Source organism: Citrobacter sp. MGH 55 (assembly GCF_016906145.1).
GTDB classification, from domain to species: Bacteria; Pseudomonadota; Gammaproteobacteria; order Enterobacterales; family Enterobacteriaceae; genus Citrobacter_A; species Citrobacter_A amalonaticus.
The window spans coordinates 2,121,851-2,143,755 of record NZ_CP070239.1 but is presented as its reverse complement, the minus strand read 5'-3'; the positions used below and the strand labels follow the sequence as shown (position 1 = coordinate 2,143,755).

Genomic DNA, 21,905 nt, shown 5'->3' with positions numbered 1-21,905 from the left:
GAGGAAAAATGAGGAAGAAAATTGTTCTCGCGCTGGGTGGTAACGCGCTGGGTGAGGATCTGGCCGGACAGATGCAGGCCGTCAAAATCACCGCGCAGGCCATTGTGGATCTCATTGCGCAGGGCCATGAGGTTATCGTGACTCATGGTAACGGGCCGCAGGTGGGTATGATCAACCAGGCATTCGAAGCCGCGGCAAAAACAGAGGCGCACTCGCCAATGCTGCCGATGTCCGTCTGCGTGGCATTGAGCCAGGGCTATATCGGTTACGATCTGCAAAACGCGCTGCGCGAAGAATTGCTCTCACGCGGGATGCACAAACCTGTCGCCACACTGGTGACGCAGGTAGAAGTCGACGCCCACGATCCTGCGTTTCTGAACCCCACCAAACCCATCGGTTCATTCTTCACACAGCAGGAAGCGGAACAGCTGGAAAAACAAGGTTATACGCTTAGAGAAGATGCCGGACGTGGTTATCGTCGTGTCGTGGCCTCGCCTAAGCCGGTGGACATCATTGAGAAAGAAACCGTCAAGGCGCTGGTTGAGGCCGGACAGGTGGTTATTACCGTGGGCGGAGGCGGTATTCCGGTAATTCGCGAAGGCAACCATCTGCGGGGGGCCAGCGCGGTGATCGATAAGGACTGGGCCAGTGCCCGCCTGGCAGAGATGATCGACGCGGATATGCTCATCATCCTGACGGCGGTCGAAAAAGTGGCTATTAACTTCGGTAAAGAAAATGAGCAATGGCTGGATCGCCTGTCGTTGAGCGATGCGGAACGCTTTATCAGCGAAGGGCATTTCGCTAAAGGTTCTATGTTGCCGAAAGTGGAGGCCGCCGCGTCGTTCGCCCGCACCCGCCCCGGTCGGGAAGCCTTGATCACGGTGCTCAGTAAAGCGAAAGAAGGGATTGAGGGAAAAACCGGAACGGTTATCTGCCAGTAATATGATGCGTTTTATTCGCCGGGGGCGCTTTGCGTACCCGGCCTGGCGCCTCCCGGGCCGGATAAACATAGCGCCATCTGGCCATTCGCATTACGCCACTTCAAGCACCTCATTTGTTGACTTCACTCCCTGATGCATCAGCATCATGAGCGCTTCCAGTACTCCGCCGCCTATCGCTCTTGCTTTATCAGAGACGCTGGTAAAATCCGCCGTCTCGCCGCGCGGGTCGATATCGCCGATTTTAAAACCGCCCACCACCGCCAGCCCGTCACTTAACAGGCCGCGCACCATCCCCGACAGCGGCGCCTTGATTTCGTTTTCGCCAATCCAGGCAATCACCTCGCCCTCTTCTACCAGATCGCCTAATTTCACTCTGGCGCGCATGATGCCTGCGGCGGGTGCACGAATCACCCGTCGTGCGGTATGCCCCATGATATTGCCGGGTATCCCGGTATTTTCCTGTGCACAACCGGCGTAAATCACCTGCCCCAGCCAGTGTCCACGATTTGTTTCAATCACCGCATGGCAGTCTTCACCCGCAGTAAACCCAGGCCCCAACGCAATGGTCACAGGAGCCATATCTTTTCGCGTACCCAGATTTTGTTTTGCCAGAATCGCATCCACTACGCAGACGGGTTTCAGTGCGTCAATCAGCGAACCGGCTGGATCGACCAGAATCGGGATAAAACCACGCTCGGCTAACGCCGCCGCTTCTGCTGACGAGGTGGCCAGTCTTGCCGTCACGCCTTCCACGATCATTTCACCATCAAAGACGGCCTGCGCGAACGCAACGCTGCGGCGAATGACGGTCGGTTTCTCCACTTCCAGCATGATCACTTTGAAACCGGCATGGAACAATCGCAGCGCCACGCCGCTGGCGATATCTCCCGCGCCACGAATCACCACCCGCTGATGGCCGGACGGATGCGCAGTGCGCATCATCAGTCCACCGGGCGCATTATTTTTAACCTGTAAGATCTCCGCCAGCACGCTGACCGCAATCTCCTGCGGCGTTTCAGCACCAATGTTGTAACCCACCGGCGCATGCAGGCGGGCAATGTGCTCTTCACCGACGCCCTTCTCCCGTAACTGACGCATAAACAACTGCACTTTACGACGGCTTGCCAGCAAGCCCAGCCACGCGACGGGTTGCTCGATCAATTTGTCCAGCGCTTCCCGATCCTGATTGTTCGTCGCGATAAGCACAAAGTTGTCCGGACGGATCTCCAGCGCATCCACTGCCGCGGTAAAAGAATCGGCATGTAACAACTGTACCGAGGGGGGAAAAACGTCCGGGTTAACGCTTTCGCGATAAACATCCGCTACGGCAATATCAAACCCTAACAGCGCTGCCCCCTGGGCAATCGCCCGGTTGACATGCCCGCCGCCGATTAACACTAGTCGCGGGCGCAGGCCGTGCACGCTAATAAAAACCGACATCGCGCCGCCGCAGTCCGAGCCAACGGCATCGGCGCCGTTGCGGGCCATCCGGCCATGAAACATACGCGGCTTTCTTTCCTGTAACGCCAGCAGCGCTTCGTCGATCACCTTGCGCTCCACCATGCCTCCGCCGATAGTCCCGACGATAGACCCATCCTGATGTACCAGCATCTGTGCCGAATGGCGGGGCGTGGACCCCCGGCTATCGACAATCTGCGCCAACGCAAATGGGCGGTTTTGCTCTTCAAGTTTTGCAGCCTCTGTGAAAATATTCATACAGACCTCAATGGATATCTTTTCAGGAACCCGGTGTTCCCGGCGTCGCTATCTCACAAATCTGCGCGTGATTGCAGGCGTTTCCTGTGCATTCCCCAGCCAGATAGCCTGCACATCACCGTCTGACAACAGTTGGATGAGCTCGCGTTCATCAATGGCATTCTCAGATTGAGAAAAACGATTGAGAAACCAGACGCGTCGACTGGCTGGCGGGGCATTTTTGAATGCCCCCTGTGGATGCTGAACCAGACGAACCAGGGCCTTCAGCGATAAGGGGGATCCCTCCGTCAGGCCTGTCATCCCGGCGAACGGAGACCAGCGATGCACCTGCTCTGCCCCCACGCGTTTCCCCAGCAGGTGTCCACCCATCACGGCAATCACGCAGCAACTGCTTTCAGGTATGCAAGGTTCGTGCTCATCTGGCGCTTTAAGCGGCATTCCGCGTGCGCCGTCTGCCTCGACGAGAACCACGTCACATTCCGATCGTCTGGCTAAGGCATCGATGGCGTCGGGTGAGAAACCACGTGCTTTTCCCAATGGGGCTTTCCACGACCGAAAGCAGGTAATGATGGGTTGCATTAACACGTGATACGGCAACCCGGCGGGCTCCCGACAGAAAAGGGTCGGCCAGGAGTGGTCTGGCAGAAACATATGCGTCGTCGTGGTGATGAATACCCGTCGACCTGATAACTGAAAGAGATGAGCGAGCCAGAAAAGCGTACTGGTTTTCCCACCCGCACCGACAATTGAAATCACCGTTGGCCGTTTCTGTGCACCTAAATCAAAGAATAAAGAAGCATGCCCCGGTATACTCATAAGCCTCTCTGAAGTAACATAACATCTAATAGACATTATGGAATCGCCATGCCTGTCGTCGACTGTATAATTACTGCTGCTGGGTTATCATCCAGAATGGGGAAATGGAAAATGATGTTACCCTGGCACGCAGGAACAATTCTTGATGCAAGTATCAAAAACGCGCTGCAATTTTGTAACCGGGTGATATTAGTTTCTGGTTACCGCGCCACGGAGATACATAATCGCTATGCGAATCAGCCTAATATTATTATTACGTACAATCCGGATTATGCTCAGGGTTTATTTACGTCAATTAAGGTTGGCGCTGCCGCCGTGAACAGCGGGCACTGCTTCATCACGCACGGTGACATGCCTGAACTGAATAACGATATTTTCCGTAAAATCTGGTCGTTACGTAACGATAACGCACTTATCCCTTGCTATCAGGGCCAGCCCGGCCATCCTGTATTACTTTCCAAAAAATGCCTGTTGCAGGCCATCTCACAACCGGATGTTAGCAATATGCGTCAGGCATTGCTGCGCGGAAAACATAATCTTATTGAAATAAACGATGCCCGAATCACTCTGGATATTGATACGCCAGAGGATTTTATCAATGCGCAGAATCGACACAAATAAATAGGAAATACGGAGTTAAACGATTGCGTTCAAATATTTCCCGATTCATTTTTCACTTATCATAATGATAAGCGATCGCCATTTTTGAGAAAACAGAATGCGATGATGAAATACCTTATCGCCATACCTCTCCCGGCTGATTTTCATTCTCATTTAGCGTTTGTGAGATATTTCACAAAGCGGACTTAAGATTAGAAGCGCCTCACAAAATTATATTTTTATGGCTCTGCTTTGTGAGTAGTGGTGCGAATGTTGCTCTATTTCTCCAAACCGCCGGCTTTATCAGTCCCGGTCAACCAATGACATCTATGAACACGCGCACCTTCCGGTTGTCTTGCCACGACCTGAAGAAAGCCGAGTAAAGCTAAGGAGAGGGGTATGGGGGATATAATGCGTCCGATTCCGTTTGAGGAACTTTTGACGCGCCTATTTGATGAATATCAGCAGCAGCGCTCGATCTTTGGTATTCCTGAGCAGCAGTTCTATTCACCGGAAAAAGGCAAATCGATAAGCGTATTTGGTGAAACCTGTGCCACCCCCGTCGGCCCCGCCGCCGGCCCGCACACCCAGCTCGCACAAAATATCATCACCTCCTGGCTGACTGGCGGTCGGTTTATTGAACTCAAAACAGTGCAAATTCTCGATCGGCTCGAACTGGAAAAACCCTGTATTGATGCGGAAGATGAGTGCTTCAATACCGAATGGTCGACGGAATTTACCCTGCTGAAAGCATGGGATGAGTATCTTAAAGCCTGGTTCGCCCTGCATTTACTGGAGCAACTGCTGCAACCTTCAGGTAGCGAGACCGGTAAATCGTTCATTTTTAATATGAGCGTCGGCTATAACCTTGACGGCATCAAGCAACCGCCCATGCAGGCGTTCATCGACAACATGATGGACGCATCCGCGCACCCTAAATTTGCGCAGTACCGCGATACGCTACAGCGATGGCTGCATGATGAAACATTCCTCGCGCGCCACGGGTTGAACGCACATCGGGAACGTCTACAGGCGCTGCCGGGACGCATTCCCTCAAAACTGGTGCAGGGCGTCACGCTGTCCACGATGCACGGCTGCCCACCGCACGAAATCGAAGCCATCTGCCGCTATATGCTGGAAGAAAAAGGGCTGAATACCTTTGTGAAGCTGAATCCGACGCTGCTGGGCTATTCACGCGTACGTGAAATTCTGGACAGCTGTGGCTTCGGTTATATCGGCTTAAAAGAAGAGTCATTTGAGCACGATCTAAAGCTCACCCAGGCGCTGGAAATGTTGCAGCGCTTGATGGCGCTGGCAAAAGAAAAGTCGCTGGGTTTTGGCGTAAAACTCACCAACACCCTGGGCACCGTCAATAACAAAGGTGCGCTTCCCGGCGAAGAGATGTATATGTCTGGCCGGGCGCTGTTCCCGCTCTCAATCAACGTGGCGGCCGTGCTTTCCCGGGCCTTCGACGGCCAATTGCCCATCTCCTATTCCGGCGGCGCCAGCCAGTTGACCATCCGCGATATCTTTGACACCGGCATTCGTCCGATCACCATGGCGACCGACCTGTTAAAGCCAGGCGGTTATCTGCGACTCAGCGCCTGTATGCGTGAGCTGGAGTCTTCAGATGCGTGGGGAATGGAACATGTCGATGTCGAACGACTGAATCGACTGGCGGAAGAGGCCGTCACGATGGCCTATACCCAAAAACACTGGAAACCTGAAGAGCGCATTGACGTGGCCGGCGGCTTGCCGCTGACCGACTGCTACGTCGCCCCGTGTATTACGGCCTGCGCCATCAAACAGGACATTCCGGAGTATATTCGCCTGCTGGGCGAGCAGCGTTATGCCGACGCGCTGGAACTGATTTATCAGCGAAACGCCCTCCCGGCAATCACCGGTCATATCTGCGATCATCAGTGTCAGTACAACTGTACCCGTCTGGACTATGACAGCGCCCTGAACATCCGTGAACTGAAAAAAGTGGCGCTGGAAAAGGGGTGGGATGAATACAAACAGCGCTGGCACAAACCCGCAGGCTCGGGCTCACGTCATGCGGTTGCAGTCATCGGTGCGGGTCCTGCCGGGCTTGCGGCCGGTTACTTCCTTGCCCGGGCTGGACACCCGGTGACGCTATTTGAACGCGAAGCCAACGCGGGCGGCGTGGTGAAAAATATCATTCCTCAGTTCCGTATTCCGGCAGAGCTCATCCAGCACGATATCGATTTTGTCGCCGATCACGGCGTGAAGTTCGAATATGGCTGTGCGCCTGATCTGACCGTACAGAGCCTGAAAGAAAAGGGGTTCCACTACGTTCTGATCGCAACCGGTACGGATAAAAACAGCGGCGTGAAGCTCGACGGCGATAACCCCAACATCTGGAAATCGCTTCCCTTCCTGCGTGAATACAATCAGGGAACTGCGTTGACGCTCGGTAAGCATGTGGCGATCGTCGGCGCGGGCAACACGGCGATGGACTGTGCCCGTGCGGCACTGCGTGTGCCGGGTGTGGAGAAAGTCACCGTGGTCTACCGCCGTTCGTTGCAGGAGATGCCCGCCTGGCGTGAAGAGTATGAAGAAGCCCTGCACGATGGGGTTGAGTTCCGTTTTCTCAACAACCCAGAACGTTTTGCTGCGGATGGCACACTCACCCTGCGCGTCATGACGCTCGGAGAGCCGGATGAGAAAGGACGGCGCCGCCCGGTTGAAACCGACGAAACGCTGACGCTGCACATCGATAGTCTGATTACCGCCATTGGTGAACAGCAGGATACCGAAGCACTGAATGCAATGGGTGTTCCGCTTGACAGCAAAGGCTGGCCAGAGGTGAATCACAACGGCGAAACCCGCCTCACCGACGTGTTCATGATTGGCGACGTCCAGCGTGGCCCATCATCCATTGTTGCCGCCATCGGCTCTGCGCGTCGGGCCACGGATACCATCCTCTGGCGGGAAAATATCCGCTCCCACCATGGCGATAAACGCTGGAATAACGTCAGCCCCGCTGAAATCTATCAGCGTAAAGGCGAGATCGCGGTCGCGAAGGTCGATAAAGACGACCGTGACGCCTTTGTCGCCCAGGAAGCAGCCCGCTGCCTTGAATGCAACTATGTCTGCAGCAAATGCGTGGATGTCTGTCCGAACCGCGCCAATGTGTCAATTCCCGTGCCGGGATTCCAGAATCGCTTCCAGACGCTGCACCTGGATGCTTACTGCAACGAATGCGGTAACTGCGCTCAATTCTGTCCGTGGCAGGGCAAGCCGTATAAAGACAAAGTCACGCTCTTTAGCCTGCCGCAGGATTTCGACAACAGCAGTAACCCGGGTTTCCTGGTGGAAGACGATCGGGTCAGGGTCCGGCTGAATGACCAAAGCTGGGTGCTAAACATCAGCCATGATGGGCAGTTCGCCAGCATCCCGCCGGAACTGGATGACATGTGCCGCGTCATTAGCTATGTCCACCAGCATCACCATTACCTGTTAGGCCGCGTGGAGGGGTAATCATGTTGATTCTGAAAAATGTCACCGCCGTACAACTTCATCCGGCCAGCGTGCGTGAAGGGGTGGATATTGCAATCGACAAAGACGTTATTGTTGAGGTGGGTGACGCCCTGACGCAGCGCTATCCGCAAGCGCAATGGAAAGAGATGCATGGGCGAATCGTGATGCCAGGCCTGGTCTGTGCGCATAACCACTTCTACTCCGGTTTATCGCGCGGGATCCAGGCCAATATCGCCCCCAGCCCGGACTTTATCTCAACGTTGAAAAACCTGTGGTGGCGTCTGGATCGGGCGCTGGACGAAGAGTCGCTCTACTACAGCGGACTGATTTGCTCGCTGGAGGCGATTAAGAGCGGATGCTCTGCGGTTATCGATCACCATGCTTCACCGGGCTACATCCAGGGCTCGCTCTCTACGCTGCGTTCAGCCTTTTTAAAAGTCGGTCTTCGGGCTATGACCTGCTTTGAAACCACCGACCGTAACGAAGGTATCAAAGAGCTACAGGCAGGCGTCGAAGAGAATATTCGCTTCGCCCGTCAGATAGACCATGCGCGAGAGAGCGGTAGCGAGCCGTACCTGGTGGAAGCGCACATTGGCGCGCATGCCCCCTTTACCGTGCCCGATGCCGGTCTGGAGATGCTACGCGAGGCCATCAACGCGACCGGGCGCGGGCTGCACATCCATGCGGCGGAAGACCGCTACGATGTCTCCCACAGTCATCATCTGTACGGTAAAGACCTGCTGGTCAGGTTGGCGGAATATGGGCTCATTGACCGTAAAACGCTGGTCGCACACGGCTTGTACCTGTCAGTTGAAGATATCGCGCTGTTGAATCAGCAAGATGCCTTCCTGGTACACAATGCCCGCTCCAACATGAATAACCATGTGGGCTATAACCACCACCTTACCCATATTCGCAATCTGGCGCTGGGGACGGACGGTATCGGCTCCGACATGCTTGAAGAGATGAAATTTGCCTTCTTCAAACATCGCGACGCGGGCGGTCCTCTGTGGCCTGACAGCTTTGCGAAAGCACTGGCGAACGGCAACGAACTGTTGCACCGCAACTTCGGAGAAAAATTTGGCCAACTGGAAGCCGGTTATAAAGCCGATTTAACCCTTCTCGACTATTCGTCGCCGACGCCGCTGATCGCTGAAAACGTTGCCGGGCATATCGCTTTCGGTCTCGGTTCAGGCAGCGTGCACAGCGTGATGGTGAATGGCGTGATGGTGTATGAAGACCGTCAGTTCACTTTCGATACCGATTCCATTTATGCGCAGGCCCGAAAAGCCGCCGCCAACATGTGGCGGCGAATGGATGCGCTGGCATAGCCCATACCCTCTCCTGAACGGGAGAGGGAGTGATGAGGAATGATGATGATTGAACAATTTTTCAGGCCCGACTCCGTTGACCAGGCGCTGGAACTCAAGCGCCGCTATCAGGAGGACGCCGTCTGGTTTGCCGGGGGCAGCAAACTTAACGCCACGCCAACGCGTACCGATAAGCGGATTGCCATTTCATTGCAGGATCTGGAACTGGAGTGGATCGACTGGGACAATGGCGCATTGCGTATCGGGGCGATGACTCGCCTGCAACCGTTGCATGACGCCCGCTATCTCCCGGCGGCACTGCGTGAGGCGATAGGCTTTATCTACTCCCGCCATCTTCGCAACCAGTCGACCCTCGGCGGCGAGATTGCCGCGCAACAGCAAGAGTCCGTGTTACTCCCCGTCCTGCTGGCGCTGGACGCCCAGTTGGTGTGTGGTGATGGCGAAACCCTGTCGCTGGAAAGCTATCTCGCCGATCCACGCGATCGCCTGCTCACCGAAATTATCATTAAAGATCCCTTCCGCCCTTGCGCTACGCGCAAAGTGAGCCGTTCACAGGCCGGATTAACCGTCGTGACGGCGGCGGTCGCGTTAACAGAGCACGGTGGCATGTGCATCGCGCTGGACGGCGTGGCGGACAAAGCACTGCGCCTGCGTGATGTGGAAACACAAACGCGAGAAGGTACGGAACTGGAACAGGCGGTCGCAAACGCCCTGTTCCCACAGGATGATATTCGGGGCAGTGCGGCCTATAAGCGCTATATCACCGGCGTGGTTGTCGCCGATCTGTATGCCGACTGTCTGATGGCCGGGGAGGACGTTGTATGATGATTCACTTCACATTGAACGGCATGGCCCGTGAAATGAAGATTAACCCGGGCGAAAACGTACAGAAGCTGCTGTTTAGCCTCGGCATGCACTCCGTGCGCAACAGTGACGACGGATTCGGTTTCGCCGGTTCGGACGCGATTCTCTACAACGGTCGCATCGTCAATGCCTCATTACTGATTGCCGCGCAGTTGGATCACGCGGAGATCCGCACCAGCGAATCACTCGGTCAATGGAATGCGTTGAGCCTGGTACAACAGGCGATGGTGGATGTCGGCGTCGTGCAGTCCGGTTATAACGATCCGGCGGCCGCATTGATCATCACCGATCTGCTGGAACGAATCGCGAATCCTACCCGTGAAGAGATTGACGATGCGTTGTCCGGCCTGTTCAGTCGTGATGCGGGCTGGCAGCAATATTATCAGGTGATCGAACTGGCGGTGGCGCGTAAAAACGATCCGCAAGCCCGTATGACTGTCGCCCCCACTTTCCGCGACGATCTCGCGGTGATTGGTAAACCCTGGCCAAAAACCGATGCGGCCAAAATGGTCCAGGCCAAACCCTGCTATGTGGAAGACCGTATCACCCCAGACGCCTGCGTAATTAAAATGCTGCGCAGTCCGCACGCCCATGCGTTGATCACTCATCTCGACGTCAGCAAAGCCGAAGCATTGCCCGGCGTGGTTCACGTGATCACCCACCGCAACTGCCCGGACATCTATTATACGCCCGGCGGGCAGAGCGCGCCGGAACCCTCCCCGCTTGACCGCCGCATGTTCGGCAAAAAAATGCGCCATGTCGGCGATCGTGTTGCCGCCGTGGTTGCAGAGAGCGAAGAGATTGCGCTGGCCGCGCTCGAACTCATTGATGTGAAATATGATGTGCTTAAGCCGGTATTGTCGATAGACGAAGCCATGGCAGACGATGCACCCGTCGTACACGATGAACCGGTGGTGTACGTCACAGGCGCGCCACAGACACTGGAAGAAGATAACCGCCATGCCGCCCAACGTGGCGAGCACATGGTCATCAACTTCCCGATAGGTTCACGCCCGCGGAAAAATATCGCCGCCAGCATTCATGGTCATATCGGCGATATGGAGAAAGGGTTTGCCGAAGCGGATGTGATCATCGAGCGCACTTATCACTCCACACAGGCGCAGCAGTGTCCGGCAGAGCCTCACATATGTTTTACGCGCATGGACGGCGATCGCCTGATCATTCACGCCTCAACTCAGGTACCGTGGCACCTTCGCCGCCAGGTTGCCCGTCTCGTTGGCATGAAGCAGCACAAAGTCCACGTCATTAAGGAACGCGTCGGCGGCGGCTTTGGTTCTAAACAGGACATCCTGCTGGAAGAAGTCTGCGCATGGGCGACCTGCGTGACCGGACGCCCGGTCTATTTCCGCTATACCCGTGAAGAGGAGTTTATTGCCAATACCTCCCGTCACGTTGCAAAAGTCACGGTCAAACTTGGCGCGAAGAAAGATGGTCGCCTGACGGCGGTCAAAATGGACTTCCGCGCCAATACTGGCCCATATGGCAACCATTCGTTGACGGTGCCGAGCAACGGCCCGGCGCTCTCGTTACCGCTGTACCCCTGCGACAACGTCGATTTCCAGGTCACCACCTACTACAGCAATATCTGTCCGACGGGGGCGTATCAGGGCTATGGCGCGCCGAAAGGCACCTTTGCGATGACGATGGCGTTAGCCGAACTTGCCGAACAACTGCACATTGATCAACTGGAGATCATCGAACGCAATCGGGTTCACGAGGGACAGGAACTGAAAATTCTCGGCGCGATCGGTGAAGGGAAAGCGCCAACCTCCGTTCCTTCCGCCGCCAGTTGCGCACTGGAAGCGATCCTGCGTCAGGGACGGAAGATGATCGACTGGTCGTCGCCCAAACCACAGGACGGTGACTGGCGTACCGGTCGCGGGGTCGCCATTATTATGCAGAAATCAGGGATCCCGGACATCGATCAGGCGAACTGCATGATCAAACTGGAGTCCGATGGCACTTTCATCGTCCACTCCGGCGGCGCAGATATTGGCACCGGGCTGGATACGGTTGTCACTAAACTGACGGCGGAAGTGCTGCACTGTGCGCCAGAGGAAGTGCATGTCATTTCCGGCGATACTGACCATGCACTCTTCGACAAAGGCGCTTACGCCTCATCCGGCACCTGCTTCTCGGGGAACGCGGCGCGTAAGGCAGCAGAAAACCTGCGTGAGAAAATCCTCTTTCATGGGGCGCAGATGCTGGGTGAACCCGTTGCTGACGTTCAACTGGTAGCACCTGGCGTTGTACGCGGCAAGCAGGGCGAAGTGAGTTACGCTGAGATCGCGCACAAAGCGGAGACGGGAACTGGTTTTGGCACGCTGGTCGCCACGGCCAGTTACATCACCGCAGACTTCGCATTTCCGTATGGGGCGAACTTCGCCGAAGTCGCGGTGAATACCCGAACCGGCGAAATCCGTCTCGACAAGTTCTACGCACTGCTGGACTGTGGCACACCGGTCAACCCGGAACTCGCACTCGGGCAAATCTACGGTGCGTCAATGCGGGCCATTGGCCATAGTCTGAGCGAAGAGATCCTCTATGATGCCGAAGGCCATCCGTTGACCCGCGATCTGCGCAGTTACGGTGCGCCAAAAATTGGCGACATCCCTCGGGATTTTCGTGCCGTTCTGGTGCCGAGCGACGATAAGGTTGGCCCCTTTGGCGCCAAATCGATCTCTGAAATTGGCGTTAACGGCGCGGCGCCGGCCATTGCCACTGCTATTCATGATGCCTGTGGCGTATGGTTACGCGAATGGCATTTCACACCGGAGAAAATACTGACCGCGCTGGAAAAAATGTAACGACGTGGGCCGCTCAGGCGGCCCGCTCACATGACTCAATAACGATTAAATGCCGTCTGCGGAAATGAGATAAGCCGTTCTCAGGGCAACCTGCGCCTCAAATTCGCAGAATTTAATTCTGCTGATTCAGATGATCAAATTTACTTATTAAGGAGTGAAGGGATGTCTGATATATCACGTGCAGGCTCAGATCTGATTTACGAACTGGAGGATCGCCCTCCCTTTCATCAGTCTATTATCGGCGCGATCACCCACCTGCTGGCCATCTTTGTCCCCATGGTCACGCCCGCATTAATTGTTGGCACCGCGCTACAGCTCTCAACGGAAACCACCGCCTATCTGGTCTCAATGGCGATGATTGCATCTGGCATCGGCACCTGGCTGCAGGTCAATCGCTATGGCATGGTCGGTTCCGGCTTACTCTCGATTCAGTCGGTCAACTTTTCGTTTGTTACGGTGATGATTGCACTGGGCAGCGGGATGAAAAACGATGGATTCCACGAAGAGTTGATCATGTCATCGCTGCTCGGCGTTTCATTTGTCGGGGCATTTCTGGTGGTGGGATCGTCTTTCATTTTGCCTTACTTGCGCAGGGTTATCACGCCGACCGTCAGCGGCATTGTGGTGCTGATGATTGGCCTGAGCCTGATTAAAGTCGGGATTATCGATTTTGGCGGCGGCTTTGCGGCGAAAAGCAGCGGCACCTACGGAAATTACGAGAATATCGGCGTCGGGTTGCTGGTGCTGATCGTGGTGATCGGTTTTAACTGCTGCCGCAGTCCGTTACTGAGAATGGGCGGCATCGCGATCGGGCTGTGCGTGGGTTATATCGTCTCTTTGTGCCTGGGCATGGTGGATTTCAGCAGTATGCGCAATCTGCCGTGGGTCACCATCCCGACCCCTTTTAAGTACGGTTTCCAGTTCAACTTTCATCACTTTCTGGTGGTGGGGACCATTTATCTGCTCAGCGTGCTGGAAGCCGTCGGCGACATTACCGCGACCGCGATGGTGTCCAGACGCCCCATTCAGGGAGATGAATACCAGTCACGCCTGAAGGGCGGCGTGCTGGCCGATGGGCTGGTCTCCGTTATTGCCTCTGCGGTGGGTTCACTGCCATTGACGACCTTTGCGCAAAACAACGGCGTTATCCAGATGACCGGCGTCGCCTCTCGCTATATCGGCCGTACCATCGCCGTCATGCTGGTGCTGCTTGGGCTGTTTCCCATGATTGGCGGCTTCTTTACCACTATTCCTTCGGCGGTGCTGGGTGGCGCGATGACGCTAATGTTCTCGATGATCGCAATCGCCGGGATCCGCATCATCATCACGAACGGGCTTAAGCGCCGTGAAACGCTGATTGTTGCCACCTCGTTGGGACTGGGGCTGGGCGTCTCCTATGACCCGGAAATATTCAAAATCCTGCCTGCCTCAATTTATGTGTTGGTGGAAAACCCCATCTGCGCGGGCGGTCTGACCGCCATTCTACTGAATATCATTCTCCCAGGAGGCTACCGGCCTGAAGAAGTGCTGCCGGGCATCGTCTCCCCGGAGGAAACGGATTAACGGTAAAGGAGTTTACGATGTCTGGAGAACACACGTTGAAAGCGGTACGCGGCAGCTTTATTGATGTCACCCGCACCGTTGAAAACCCGGAAGAGATCGCCTCAGCGCTGCGATTTTTGGAAGACGGATTGCTGCTGATTCGCCAGGGAAAAGTCGAATGGTTTGGTGAGTGGGAAGCAGGAAAACAGCGGATCCCTGATGCCATCCGTGTCCGTGACTATCGCGGAAAACTGGTCGTGCCGGGATTCGTTGATACGCATATCCACTACCCCCAGAGCGAAATGGTCGGTGCCTATGGCGAGCAGTTGCTGGAATGGCTGAATAAGCACACCTTCCCGACCGAAAGACGCTATGAGGATCTGGAATACGCGCGCGAGATGTCGGCTTTTTTCATCAAGCAACTGTTGCGTAACGGCACCACCAGCGCGTTGGTTTTTGGCACGGTGCATCCGCAGTCCGTGGATGCGCTATTTGAAGCCGCCAGCCATATCAATATGCGCATGATCGCCGGCAAAGTGATGATGGATCGTAACGCGCCGGATTATCTTCTGGACGACGCCGAGAGCAGCTACCTGCAAAGTAAGGCGTTGATTGAGCGCTGGCATAAAAATGGCCGCCTGCTGTATGCCATCACGCCGCGCTTTGCCCCGACCTCGTCACCGCAACAGATGGCGATGGCGCAGCGTCTGCGGGAAGAATATCCCGATACCTGGGTACATACCCATCTCTGTGAAAACAAAGACGAAATTGCCTGGGTTAAAGAACTCTATCCTGAACATGACGGCTATCTGGATGTATACCACCAGTACGGACTGACCGGCAAAAATTGCGTCTTCGCCCACTGTGTCCATCTGGAAGAGAAAGAGTGGGATCGCCTGAGCGAAACCCACTCCAGCATCGCCTTTTGTCCGACCTCAAACCTCTACCTCGGCAGCGGTTTGTTCAATCTGCAAAAAGCCTGGAGGAAGAAGATCAACGTCGGTATGGGAACCGATATCGGCGCCGGTACCACCTTCAACATGCTGCAAACGCTGAACGAAGCCTACAAAGTGGTGCAACTACAGGGGTACCGACTCTCGGCATACGAAGCCTTTTACCTGGCGACGCTCGGCGGCGCGAAAGCGCTGGGCCTCGACGATCTGATTGGTAACTTTATGCCGGGCAAAGAGGCGGACTTTGTGGTGCTGGAACCGACAGCGACGCCGCTGCAACAACTGCGCTATGACAACTCTACATCCCTGGTCGACAAATTGTTCGTGATGATGACGCTGGGCGACGATCGCTCAATTTACCGCACTTACGTCGACGGACGTCTGGTGTACGAACGGACCTGACAGAACGCTAACATCCTGCTGAGGACATCATTATGTCTGGAGATATTCTGCAAACCCCCGGCGCGTCGAAACCACGCAGCGCGCTGGATAATTACTTCAAGATTACGGCGCGTGGCAGTACCGTGCGTCAGGAAATACTGGCCGGGTTGACCACCTTTCTGGCGATGGTCTATTCGGTCATAGTCGTGCCCGGAATGCTGGGGAAAGCGGGATTCCCACCCGCCGCCGTCTTTGTCGCCACCTGCCTCGTCGCAGGCTTCGGCTCACTGTTGATGGGCCTGTGGGCCAACCTGCCGATGGCGATTGGCTGTGCTATTTCGCTGACCGCCTTCACCGCATTCAGCCTGGTGCTGGGGCAGCAGATCTCGATTCCTGTCGCCCTCGGCGCGGTTTTCCTGATGGGGGTCATTTTTACCGCTATCTCGGTCACCGGCGTCCGGACCTGGATCTTACGAAACTTACCCATGGGTATCGCGCATGGCACAGGGATTGGCATCGGGTTGTTCCTGTTGCTGATCGCGGCGAACGGCGTCGGTATGGTGATTAAAAACCCGCTGGAAGGGCTTCCGGTGGCACTCGGCGCATTTACCTCTTTTCCGGTTCTGATGAGTCTGCTGGGACTGGCGGTCATCTTCGGGCTGGAGAAATGCCGCGTCCCTGGCGGGATCCTGCTGGTGATTATCGCCATCTCGATTATCGGATTGATATTTGACCCTGCCGTTAAATATCACGGCCTGGTCGCCATGCCCAGCCTGAGCGGTGAAGACGGTAAGTCTCTGATTTTCAGTCTTGATATCATGGGCGCCTTACAGCCTGCGGTGCTGCCCAGCGTACTGGCGCTGGTGATGACGGCGGTATTTGATGCTACCGGCACCATCCGCGCCGTCGCCGGACAAGCGAATCTGCTGGATAAAGACAACCAAATCATCAACGGCGGTAAAGCGTTGACCAGCGACTCCATCAGCTCCGTATTCTCCGGTCTGGTGGGCGCAGCGCCGGCCGCCGTCTATATTGAATCCGCTGCGGGAACCGCCGCCGGTGGAAAAACAGGACTGACCGCCGCCATCGTCGGCTGTTTGTTCTTGCTTATCCTGTTCTTATCGCCTCTCTCTTACCTGATACCCGGCTATGCGACGGCGCCTGCGCTGATGTACGTCGGCTTACTGATGCTCAGTAATGTCTCAAAACTGGATTTCAATGACTTCATCGATGCGATGGCCGGTCTGGTCTGCGCGGTATTTATCGTCCTGACCTGCAATATCGTCACCGGCATTATGCTCGGTTTCGTGACGCTGGTTGTCGGTCGCGTTTTTGCCCGGGAATGGCAGAAGCTGAACATCGGTACCGTCATCATTACCGTCGCGCTGGTGGCTTTTTACGCCGGCGGATGGGCTATTTAAGCGAGGCTCCGCGCCAACGCGCGCGGAGCTGTTCTATCGGCCTCGCCATTCAGGAGAAAACGCATGAGCGCCATAGATTCCCAACTTCCCTCACCGTCGGGGCAGGGCCGCGCCACCGATGAGGTCGACCGTATATTATCGCCTGGCAAGCTGGTCGTCCTCGGTCTGCAACATGTGCTGGTCATGTACGCGGGCGCGGTCGCTGTACCGCTGATGATTGGCGACAGACTCGGCCTCAGCAAAGAAGCTATTGCGCTGTTAATCAGCTCGGATCTCTTCTGCTGCGGGATCGTGACCCTGCTGCAATGTATTGGCATCGGTCGCTTTATGGGGATTCGCCTGCCCGTGATTATGTCGGTGACGTTTGCCGCGGTGACGCCGATGATTGCGATTGGCATCAATCCGGATATCGGTCTGTTGGGTATTTTTGGCTCAACCATTGCCGCTGGCGCGATCACCACACTCTTAGCGCCGCTTGTCGGTCGCCTGATGCCCTTATTTCCACCGCTGGTAACGGGCGTGGTGATCACCTCGATTGGTCTGAGCATTATTCAGGTGGGCGTTGACTGGGCTGCAGGCGGAAAAGGTAATCCTGAGTATGGGAATCCGGTCTATTTAGGGATTTCATTTGCGGTCTTAATCTTTATTTTATTAATCACCCGATTTGCCAAAGGCTTCATGTCCAACGTCGCGGTCCTGCTGGGGATCATCTTTGGCTTTGCGTTGTCATGGATGATGAATGAAGTGAATTTGTCAGGCCTGCACGATGCCTCGTGGTTCGCGATTGTCACCCCCATGGCCTTCGGCACCCCTGTCTTTGATCCGGTGTCGATTCTGACCATGACGGCTGTGTTAATCATTGTGTTTATTGAATCGATGGGGATGTTCCTGGCGCTCGGCGAAATCGTCGGTCGCAAACTCTCATCGCAGGATATCATTCGCGGCCTGCGCGTGGATGGCGTCGGGACAATGATTGGCGGACTGTTTAACAGCTTTCCCCACACCTCATTTTCCCAAAACGTTGGCCTGGTCAGCGTCACGCGCGTGCACAGTCGATGGGTCTGCATCGCTTCCGGCGTCATCTTAATTTTGTTTGGCATGGTGCCGAAAATGGCGGTTCTGGTCGCCTCCATTCCGCAGTTCGTCCTCGGCGGCGCGGGTCTGGTGATGTTTGGTATGGTACTGGCAACCGGGATCCGCATTCTCTCGCGCTGCAATTACACCACGAACCGTTACAACCTCTACATTGTGGCCATCAGCCTGGGCGTCGGCATGACGCCGACGTTATCGCATGACTTTTTCTCTCGCCTGCCTGCCGTTCTCCAGCCGTTACTGCACAGCGGAATTATGCTTGCCACCTTCAGTGCTGTCGTACTGAATCTCTTTTTCAATGGCTACCACCACCATACCGGGCTGGTGCAAGAATCCGTCTCGGATAAAAACCTGAAGGTCAGAACGGTTCGAATGTGGTTACTGATGCGCAAGCTGAAAAAAAATCAGCAGGATGAATAGCATGAATCTCTTTTGGCGCTGCCTGATTACCTTGCTGTTGCTCATGCTGATGTCGATACCCGCCATTTCTGACGGCATTGCGCTGGGTATCGAAAGTCGCTTCCGGTTTATGCTGCTGTTTTTCTAAAATCACGCCCCGCTCCCGACATCCGTACCGCAAGATGCGGATGTCACATTCCTGTGTTAAACGCTCCCGGCGTTAATCATTTCATCGTGAGATCTCATATACTGGTGTGCGCTTGAGATTGACAGTGAGACATTATGCGACAGGAACACGTCATTTTACTGGATGCACAGGACACACCTTCCGGCACGCTGGAAAAATATACCGCCCACACCGTTAACACACCATTGCATCTCGCCTTCTCCTCCTGGCTGTTCAATACAGAGGGACAGCTGTTGGTGACTCGCCGTTCGCTGGAAAAAAAAGCGTGGCCAGGCGTCTGGACTAACTCGGTCTGCGGCCACCCTCAACAAGGTGAAAGTCACGAAGAGGCTGTTATCCGCCGCTGTCGTTATGAGCTGGGCGTAGAGATTGCCAGTCTGACTCCCGTCTACCCGACATTTCGCTATCGCGCGACCGATCCCAGTGGGATCGTCGAGAATGAGGTCTGCCCGGTCTATGCAGCACGGGTGACCAGTGAACTGCAGGTCAATCGCGATGAGGTGATGGATTATCAGTGGAGCGATCTGGAGGCGGTTTTACGCGGAATTGACGCGACGCCGTGGGCTTTCAGTCCGTGGATGGTGATGCAGGCGTCAAACGATACGGCGCGAGCGTCACTCCTTAACTTTAGCCGTCAGCAATAAAAAACCCCGGCATGTCAGCCGGGGATTTTTTTATTAGCCGTCGCCGTGAAGCTTATTTGACCGGACGCATCGCCGGGAACAGGATCACGTCGCGGATGGTGTGGCTGTTGGTGAACAGCATCACCATACGGTCGATACCAATACCCAGACCCGCGGTCGGCGGCAGACCATGCTCCAGCGCGGTAACGTAGTCTTCGTCGAAGAACATCGCTTCGTCGTCGCCCGCCGCTTTCGCGTCAACCTGATCCTGGAAGCGCTGCGCCTGATCTTCCGCATCGTTCAGCTCGCTAAAGCCGTTACCGATCTCACGACCGCCGATGAAGAACTCAAAGCGATCGGTGATTTCCGGGTTCTCGTCATTACGACGCGCCAGCGGAGACACTTCTGCCGGGTATTCGGTGATGAACGTCGGCTGAATCAGATGCGCTTCGGCCACTTCTTCGAAAATTTCCGTCACGATACGGCCCAGACCCCAGCTCTTCTCGACCTTGATACCAATGGATTCAGCAATCGCTTTGGCGGAGTCGAAGTTATCCAGTTCAGCCATTTCCGTTTCCGGACGGTATTTCTTGATAGCCTCGCGCATAGTCAGTTTTTCGAACGGTTTGCCGAAGTCGAACACTTCATCGCCGTAAGGCACTTCCGTTTTACCCAACACGTCCTGCGCCAGCGTACGGAACAGAGACTCGGTCAGTTCGATCAGATCTTTATAATCCGCATAGGCCATGTAGAGTTCCATCATGGTGAACTCTGGGTTATGACGCACGGAGATCCCTTCGTTACGGAAGTTACGGTTGATTTCGAATACGCGCTCGAAGCCGCCAACCACCAGACGCTTCAGGTACAGTTCCGGCGCAATACGCAGGTACATGTCCAGATCCAGCGCATTGTGATGGGTGATAAACGGACGCGCAGACGCGCCGCCTGGGATCACCTGCATCATCGGGGTCTCAACTTCCATAAAGCCGCGACCGACCATGAACTGACGAATACCGGCCAGGATCTGAGAACGCACTTTAAAGGTGTTGCGGGATTCATCGTTAGAGATGAGATCCAGATAGCGCTGACGATAACGCGCTTCCTGATCCTGCAAACCGTGGAATTTATCCGGCAGCGGACGCAGCGCTTTGGTCAACAGACGCAATTCGGTGCAGTGGATAGACAGTTCGCCGGTTTTGGTTTTGAACAGCTTTCCTTTGGCGCCGAGGATGTCGCCGAGATCCCATTTTTTGAACTGCTCGTTGTAAACACCTTCCGGCAGATCGTCACGGGCAACGTACAGCTGAATGCGGCCACCCACGTCCTGCAACGTCACAAAGGACGCTTTCCCCATGATACGACGGGTCATCATGCGGCCTGCAACGGACACCTCGATGTTCAGCGCTTCCAGCTCTTCGTTCTCTTTCGCATCGAAGTCAGTATGCAGTTGGTCTGAGGTGTGATCGCGACGGAAATCGTTCGGGAAGGCGATACCCTGCTCACGCAGGCCAGCCAGTTTCTCACGACGCGTTTTCAGTTCGTTATTAAGATCGGCTACCGCGTCAGCGCCCTGTGCGTGTTGTTCAGACATGTTGGTTCCTCATAACCCTGCTTTCAAACTTGCTTCGATAAATTGATCCAGGCTGCCATCCAGCACCGCCTGCGTGTTGCGGGTTTCAACCCCGGTACGCAAGTCTTTAATGCGGGAGTCATCAAGGACGTAAGAACGGATCTGGCTTCCCCAGCCGATGTCGGATTTAGTGTCTTCCATCGCCTGCTTTTCAGCGTTTTTCTTCTGCATTTCCAGTTCATAAAGCTTCGCTTTCATCTGCTTCATGGCCTGGTCTTTGTTCTTGTGCTGGGAGCGATCGTTCTGACACTGCGTCACAATCCCGGTCGGGATGTGGGTAATACGCACCGCGGATTCCGTACGGTTAACGTGCTGACCACCCGCACCGGATGCGCGATACACGTCGATACGCAGGTCCGCCGGGTTGATTTCGATATCAATATCGTCATCCACTTCCGGGTAAACGAACGCGGAGCTAAACGAGGTATGGCGACGACCACCGGAGTCGAACGGGCTCTTACGCACCAGACGGTGAACGCCGGTTTCCGTACGCAGCCAGCCGTAGGCATATTCGCCAGAAATCTTAATGGTCACGGACTTGATCCCGGCCACTTCCCCTTCTGACTCTTCAATAATTTCGGTCTTGAAGCCGCGTGCTTCTGCCCAGCGCAAATACATACGCTCCAGCATGCTTGCCCAGTCCTGCGCTTCAGTACCGCCGGAACCGGCCTGGATATCGAGGTAGCAATCGGCGCTGTCATATTCGCCGGAGAACATACGGCGGAACTCCAGTTGCGCTAGTTTTTCGTCAAGCGTATCGAGTTCAGCAACGGCTTCGTTAAAAGTATCTTCGTCGTCGGCTTCTACAGCCAGATCCAGCAGGCCGGAAACATCTTCCAGACCCTGAGACATTTGGTCGAGGGTGTCGACAATCGCTTCAAGAGAGGAACGTTCCTTACCCAGCGCCTGTGCGCGTTCGGGTTCGTTCCAGACGTCAGGCTGTTCCAGCTCGGCGTTTACTTCTTCCAGACGCTCTTTCTTGGCATCATAGTCAAAGATACCCCCTAAGAACGTCAGAGCGCTCCGTGAGGTCCTGAATGCGGTTTTTTACCGGATTAATTTCAAACATGGTCTGAT

At 55.2% G+C, this 21,905-nt stretch carries 16 protein-coding genes; 12 read left to right on the top strand and 4 right to left on the bottom strand.

All coding sequences use genetic code 11. The features are described 5' to 3' along the window. Positions 1-8: 8 nt before the first annotated feature. A complete protein-coding gene (gene arcC, locus JTI98_RS08615) occupies positions 9-941 on the top strand; it encodes a carbamate kinase (RefSeq protein WP_216082129.1) in 933 nt (310 codons plus the stop codon). Positions 942-1,031: 90 nt separating this feature from the next. Here the strand turns inward: arcC and yqeB are convergent, their stop codons facing one another. Both yqeB and yqeC read right to left on the bottom strand, forming a co-directional pair. Beyond that, a complete protein-coding gene (yqeB, locus tag JTI98_RS08610; RefSeq protein ID WP_044327189.1) occupies positions 1,032-2,657 on the bottom strand; it encodes a selenium-dependent molybdenum cofactor biosynthesis protein YqeB in 1,626 nt (541 codons plus the stop codon). Between the two features lie 48 nt (positions 2,658-2,705). Beyond that, entirely contained in the window at positions 2,706-3,473 is a 768-nt protein-coding gene (gene yqeC / locus JTI98_RS08605; RefSeq protein WP_044327190.1) for a selenium cofactor biosynthesis protein YqeC, read from the bottom strand. Positions 3,474-3,521: 48 nt separating this feature from the next. Between yqeC and mocA the strand changes: the two genes are divergently transcribed. From mocA to idi, 11 genes are all read left to right on the top strand, one after another. Then, positions 3,522-4,094 carry a molybdenum cofactor cytidylyltransferase gene (gene mocA, locus JTI98_RS08600; RefSeq protein WP_216082128.1) on the top strand — a complete coding sequence of 191 codons (573 nt, stop codon included), beginning with the start codon at positions 3,522-3,524 and terminating at the stop codon, positions 4,092-4,094. 378 nt (positions 4,095-4,472) lie between these two features. After that, positions 4,473-7,577 carry a putative selenate reductase subunit YgfK gene (gene ygfK / locus JTI98_RS08595; RefSeq protein ID WP_216082127.1) on the top strand — a complete coding sequence of 1,035 codons (3,105 nt, stop codon included), beginning with the start codon at positions 4,473-4,475 and terminating at the stop codon, positions 7,575-7,577. 2 nt (positions 7,578-7,579) lie between these two features. Beyond that, positions 7,580-8,908 (top strand): putative aminohydrolase SsnA, encoded by a 1,329-nt coding sequence (gene ssnA / locus JTI98_RS08590; protein ID WP_181627863.1) that lies wholly within the window; start codon positions 7,580-7,582, stop codon positions 8,906-8,908. Positions 8,909-8,953: 45 nt separating this feature from the next. Further along, entirely contained in the window at positions 8,954-9,733 is a 780-nt protein-coding gene (ygfM, locus tag JTI98_RS08585) for a molybdopterin-dependent oxidoreductase FAD-binding subunit (protein ID WP_042999377.1), read from the top strand. Further along, on the top strand, positions 9,730-12,600 hold the full coding sequence (locus JTI98_RS08580) for a molybdopterin-dependent oxidoreductase Mo/Fe-S-binding subunit (RefSeq protein WP_216082126.1): 2,871 nt from the start codon (positions 9,730-9,732) through the stop codon (positions 12,598-12,600). Before ygfM ends, JTI98_RS08580 begins: the two co-directional genes overlap by 4 nt. A gap of 162 nt (positions 12,601-12,762) precedes the next feature. Continuing rightward, positions 12,763-14,163, top strand: a complete 1,401-nt coding sequence (locus JTI98_RS08575) for an NCS2 family protein (protein WP_042999375.1) — start codon at positions 12,763-12,765, stop codon at positions 14,161-14,163. A 17-nt stretch (positions 14,164-14,180) separates the two neighbouring features. Then, positions 14,181-15,497 carry a guanine deaminase gene (guaD, locus tag JTI98_RS08570; RefSeq protein WP_058587096.1) on the top strand — a complete coding sequence of 439 codons (1,317 nt, stop codon included), beginning with the start codon at positions 14,181-14,183 and terminating at the stop codon, positions 15,495-15,497. A gap of 32 nt (positions 15,498-15,529) precedes the next feature. Next, positions 15,530-16,897: a guanine/hypoxanthine transporter GhxQ gene (ghxQ, locus tag JTI98_RS08565; protein ID WP_058587097.1), complete on the top strand. Its 1,368-nt coding sequence runs from the start codon at positions 15,530-15,532 to the stop codon at positions 16,895-16,897. 63 nt (positions 16,898-16,960) lie between these two features. Continuing rightward, on the top strand, positions 16,961-18,409 hold the full coding sequence (locus JTI98_RS08560; RefSeq protein ID WP_044327227.1) for a nucleobase:cation symporter-2 family protein: 1,449 nt from the start codon (positions 16,961-16,963) through the stop codon (positions 18,407-18,409). Position 18,410: 1 nt separating this feature from the next. Then, a complete protein-coding gene (locus JTI98_RS21170; protein WP_099433739.1) occupies positions 18,411-18,536 on the top strand; it encodes a hypothetical protein in 126 nt (41 codons plus the stop codon). Positions 18,537-18,670: 134 nt separating this feature from the next. Then, positions 18,671-19,219, top strand: coding sequence for an isopentenyl-diphosphate Delta-isomerase (gene idi / locus JTI98_RS08555; protein ID WP_044327228.1), 549 nt, complete (start codon positions 18,671-18,673; stop codon positions 19,217-19,219). 52 nt (positions 19,220-19,271) lie between these two features. Here idi and lysS read toward each other — a convergent pair whose 3' ends face one another. After that, on the bottom strand, positions 19,272-20,789 hold the full coding sequence (gene lysS, locus JTI98_RS08550) for a lysine--tRNA ligase (RefSeq protein ID WP_042999370.1): 1,518 nt from the start codon (positions 20,787-20,789) through the stop codon (positions 19,272-19,274). A 9-nt stretch (positions 20,790-20,798) separates the two neighbouring features. Further along, a protein-coding gene (gene prfB, locus JTI98_RS08545) for a peptide chain release factor 2 (protein ID WP_114149111.1) occupies positions 20,799-21,897 on the bottom strand; the annotation gives its coding sequence in 2 pieces (ribosomal slippage) (positions 20,799-21,821 and positions 21,823-21,897; 1,098 coding nt in all). Positions 21,898-21,905: the final 8 nt, after the last annotated feature.

Excerpts from the sequence above, each read along its gene's own strand:
- arcC (WP_216082129.1), top strand. The coding sequence starts at position 9 with ATGAGGAAGAAAATTGTTCTCGCGCTGGGTGGTAACGCGCTGGGTGAG.
- yqeB (WP_044327189.1), bottom strand. The coding sequence starts at position 2,657 with ATGAATATTTTCACAGAGGCTGCAAAACTTGAAGAGCAAAACCGCCCA.
- yqeC (WP_044327190.1), bottom strand. The coding sequence starts at position 3,473 with ATGAGTATACCGGGGCATGCTTCTTTATTCTTTGATTTAGGTGCACAG.
- mocA (WP_216082128.1), top strand. The coding sequence starts at position 3,522 with ATGCCTGTCGTCGACTGTATAATTACTGCTGCTGGGTTATCATCCAGA.
- ygfK (WP_216082127.1), top strand. The coding sequence starts at position 4,473 with ATGGGGGATATAATGCGTCCGATTCCGTTTGAGGAACTTTTGACGCGC.
- ssnA (WP_181627863.1), top strand. The coding sequence starts at position 7,580 with ATGTTGATTCTGAAAAATGTCACCGCCGTACAACTTCATCCGGCCAGC.
- ygfM (WP_042999377.1), top strand. The coding sequence starts at position 8,954 with ATGATTGAACAATTTTTCAGGCCCGACTCCGTTGACCAGGCGCTGGAA.
- JTI98_RS08580 (WP_216082126.1), top strand. The coding sequence starts at position 9,730 with ATGATGATTCACTTCACATTGAACGGCATGGCCCGTGAAATGAAGATT.
- JTI98_RS08575 (WP_042999375.1), top strand. The coding sequence starts at position 12,763 with ATGTCTGATATATCACGTGCAGGCTCAGATCTGATTTACGAACTGGAG.
- guaD (WP_058587096.1), top strand. The coding sequence starts at position 14,181 with ATGTCTGGAGAACACACGTTGAAAGCGGTACGCGGCAGCTTTATTGAT.
- ghxQ (WP_058587097.1), top strand. The coding sequence starts at position 15,530 with ATGTCTGGAGATATTCTGCAAACCCCCGGCGCGTCGAAACCACGCAGC.
- JTI98_RS08560 (WP_044327227.1), top strand. The coding sequence starts at position 16,961 with ATGAGCGCCATAGATTCCCAACTTCCCTCACCGTCGGGGCAGGGCCGC.
- JTI98_RS21170 (WP_099433739.1), top strand. The coding sequence starts at position 18,411 with ATGAATCTCTTTTGGCGCTGCCTGATTACCTTGCTGTTGCTCATGCTG.
- idi (WP_044327228.1), top strand. The coding sequence starts at position 18,671 with ATGCGACAGGAACACGTCATTTTACTGGATGCACAGGACACACCTTCC.
- lysS (WP_042999370.1), bottom strand. The coding sequence starts at position 20,789 with ATGTCTGAACAACACGCACAGGGCGCTGACGCGGTAGCCGATCTTAAT.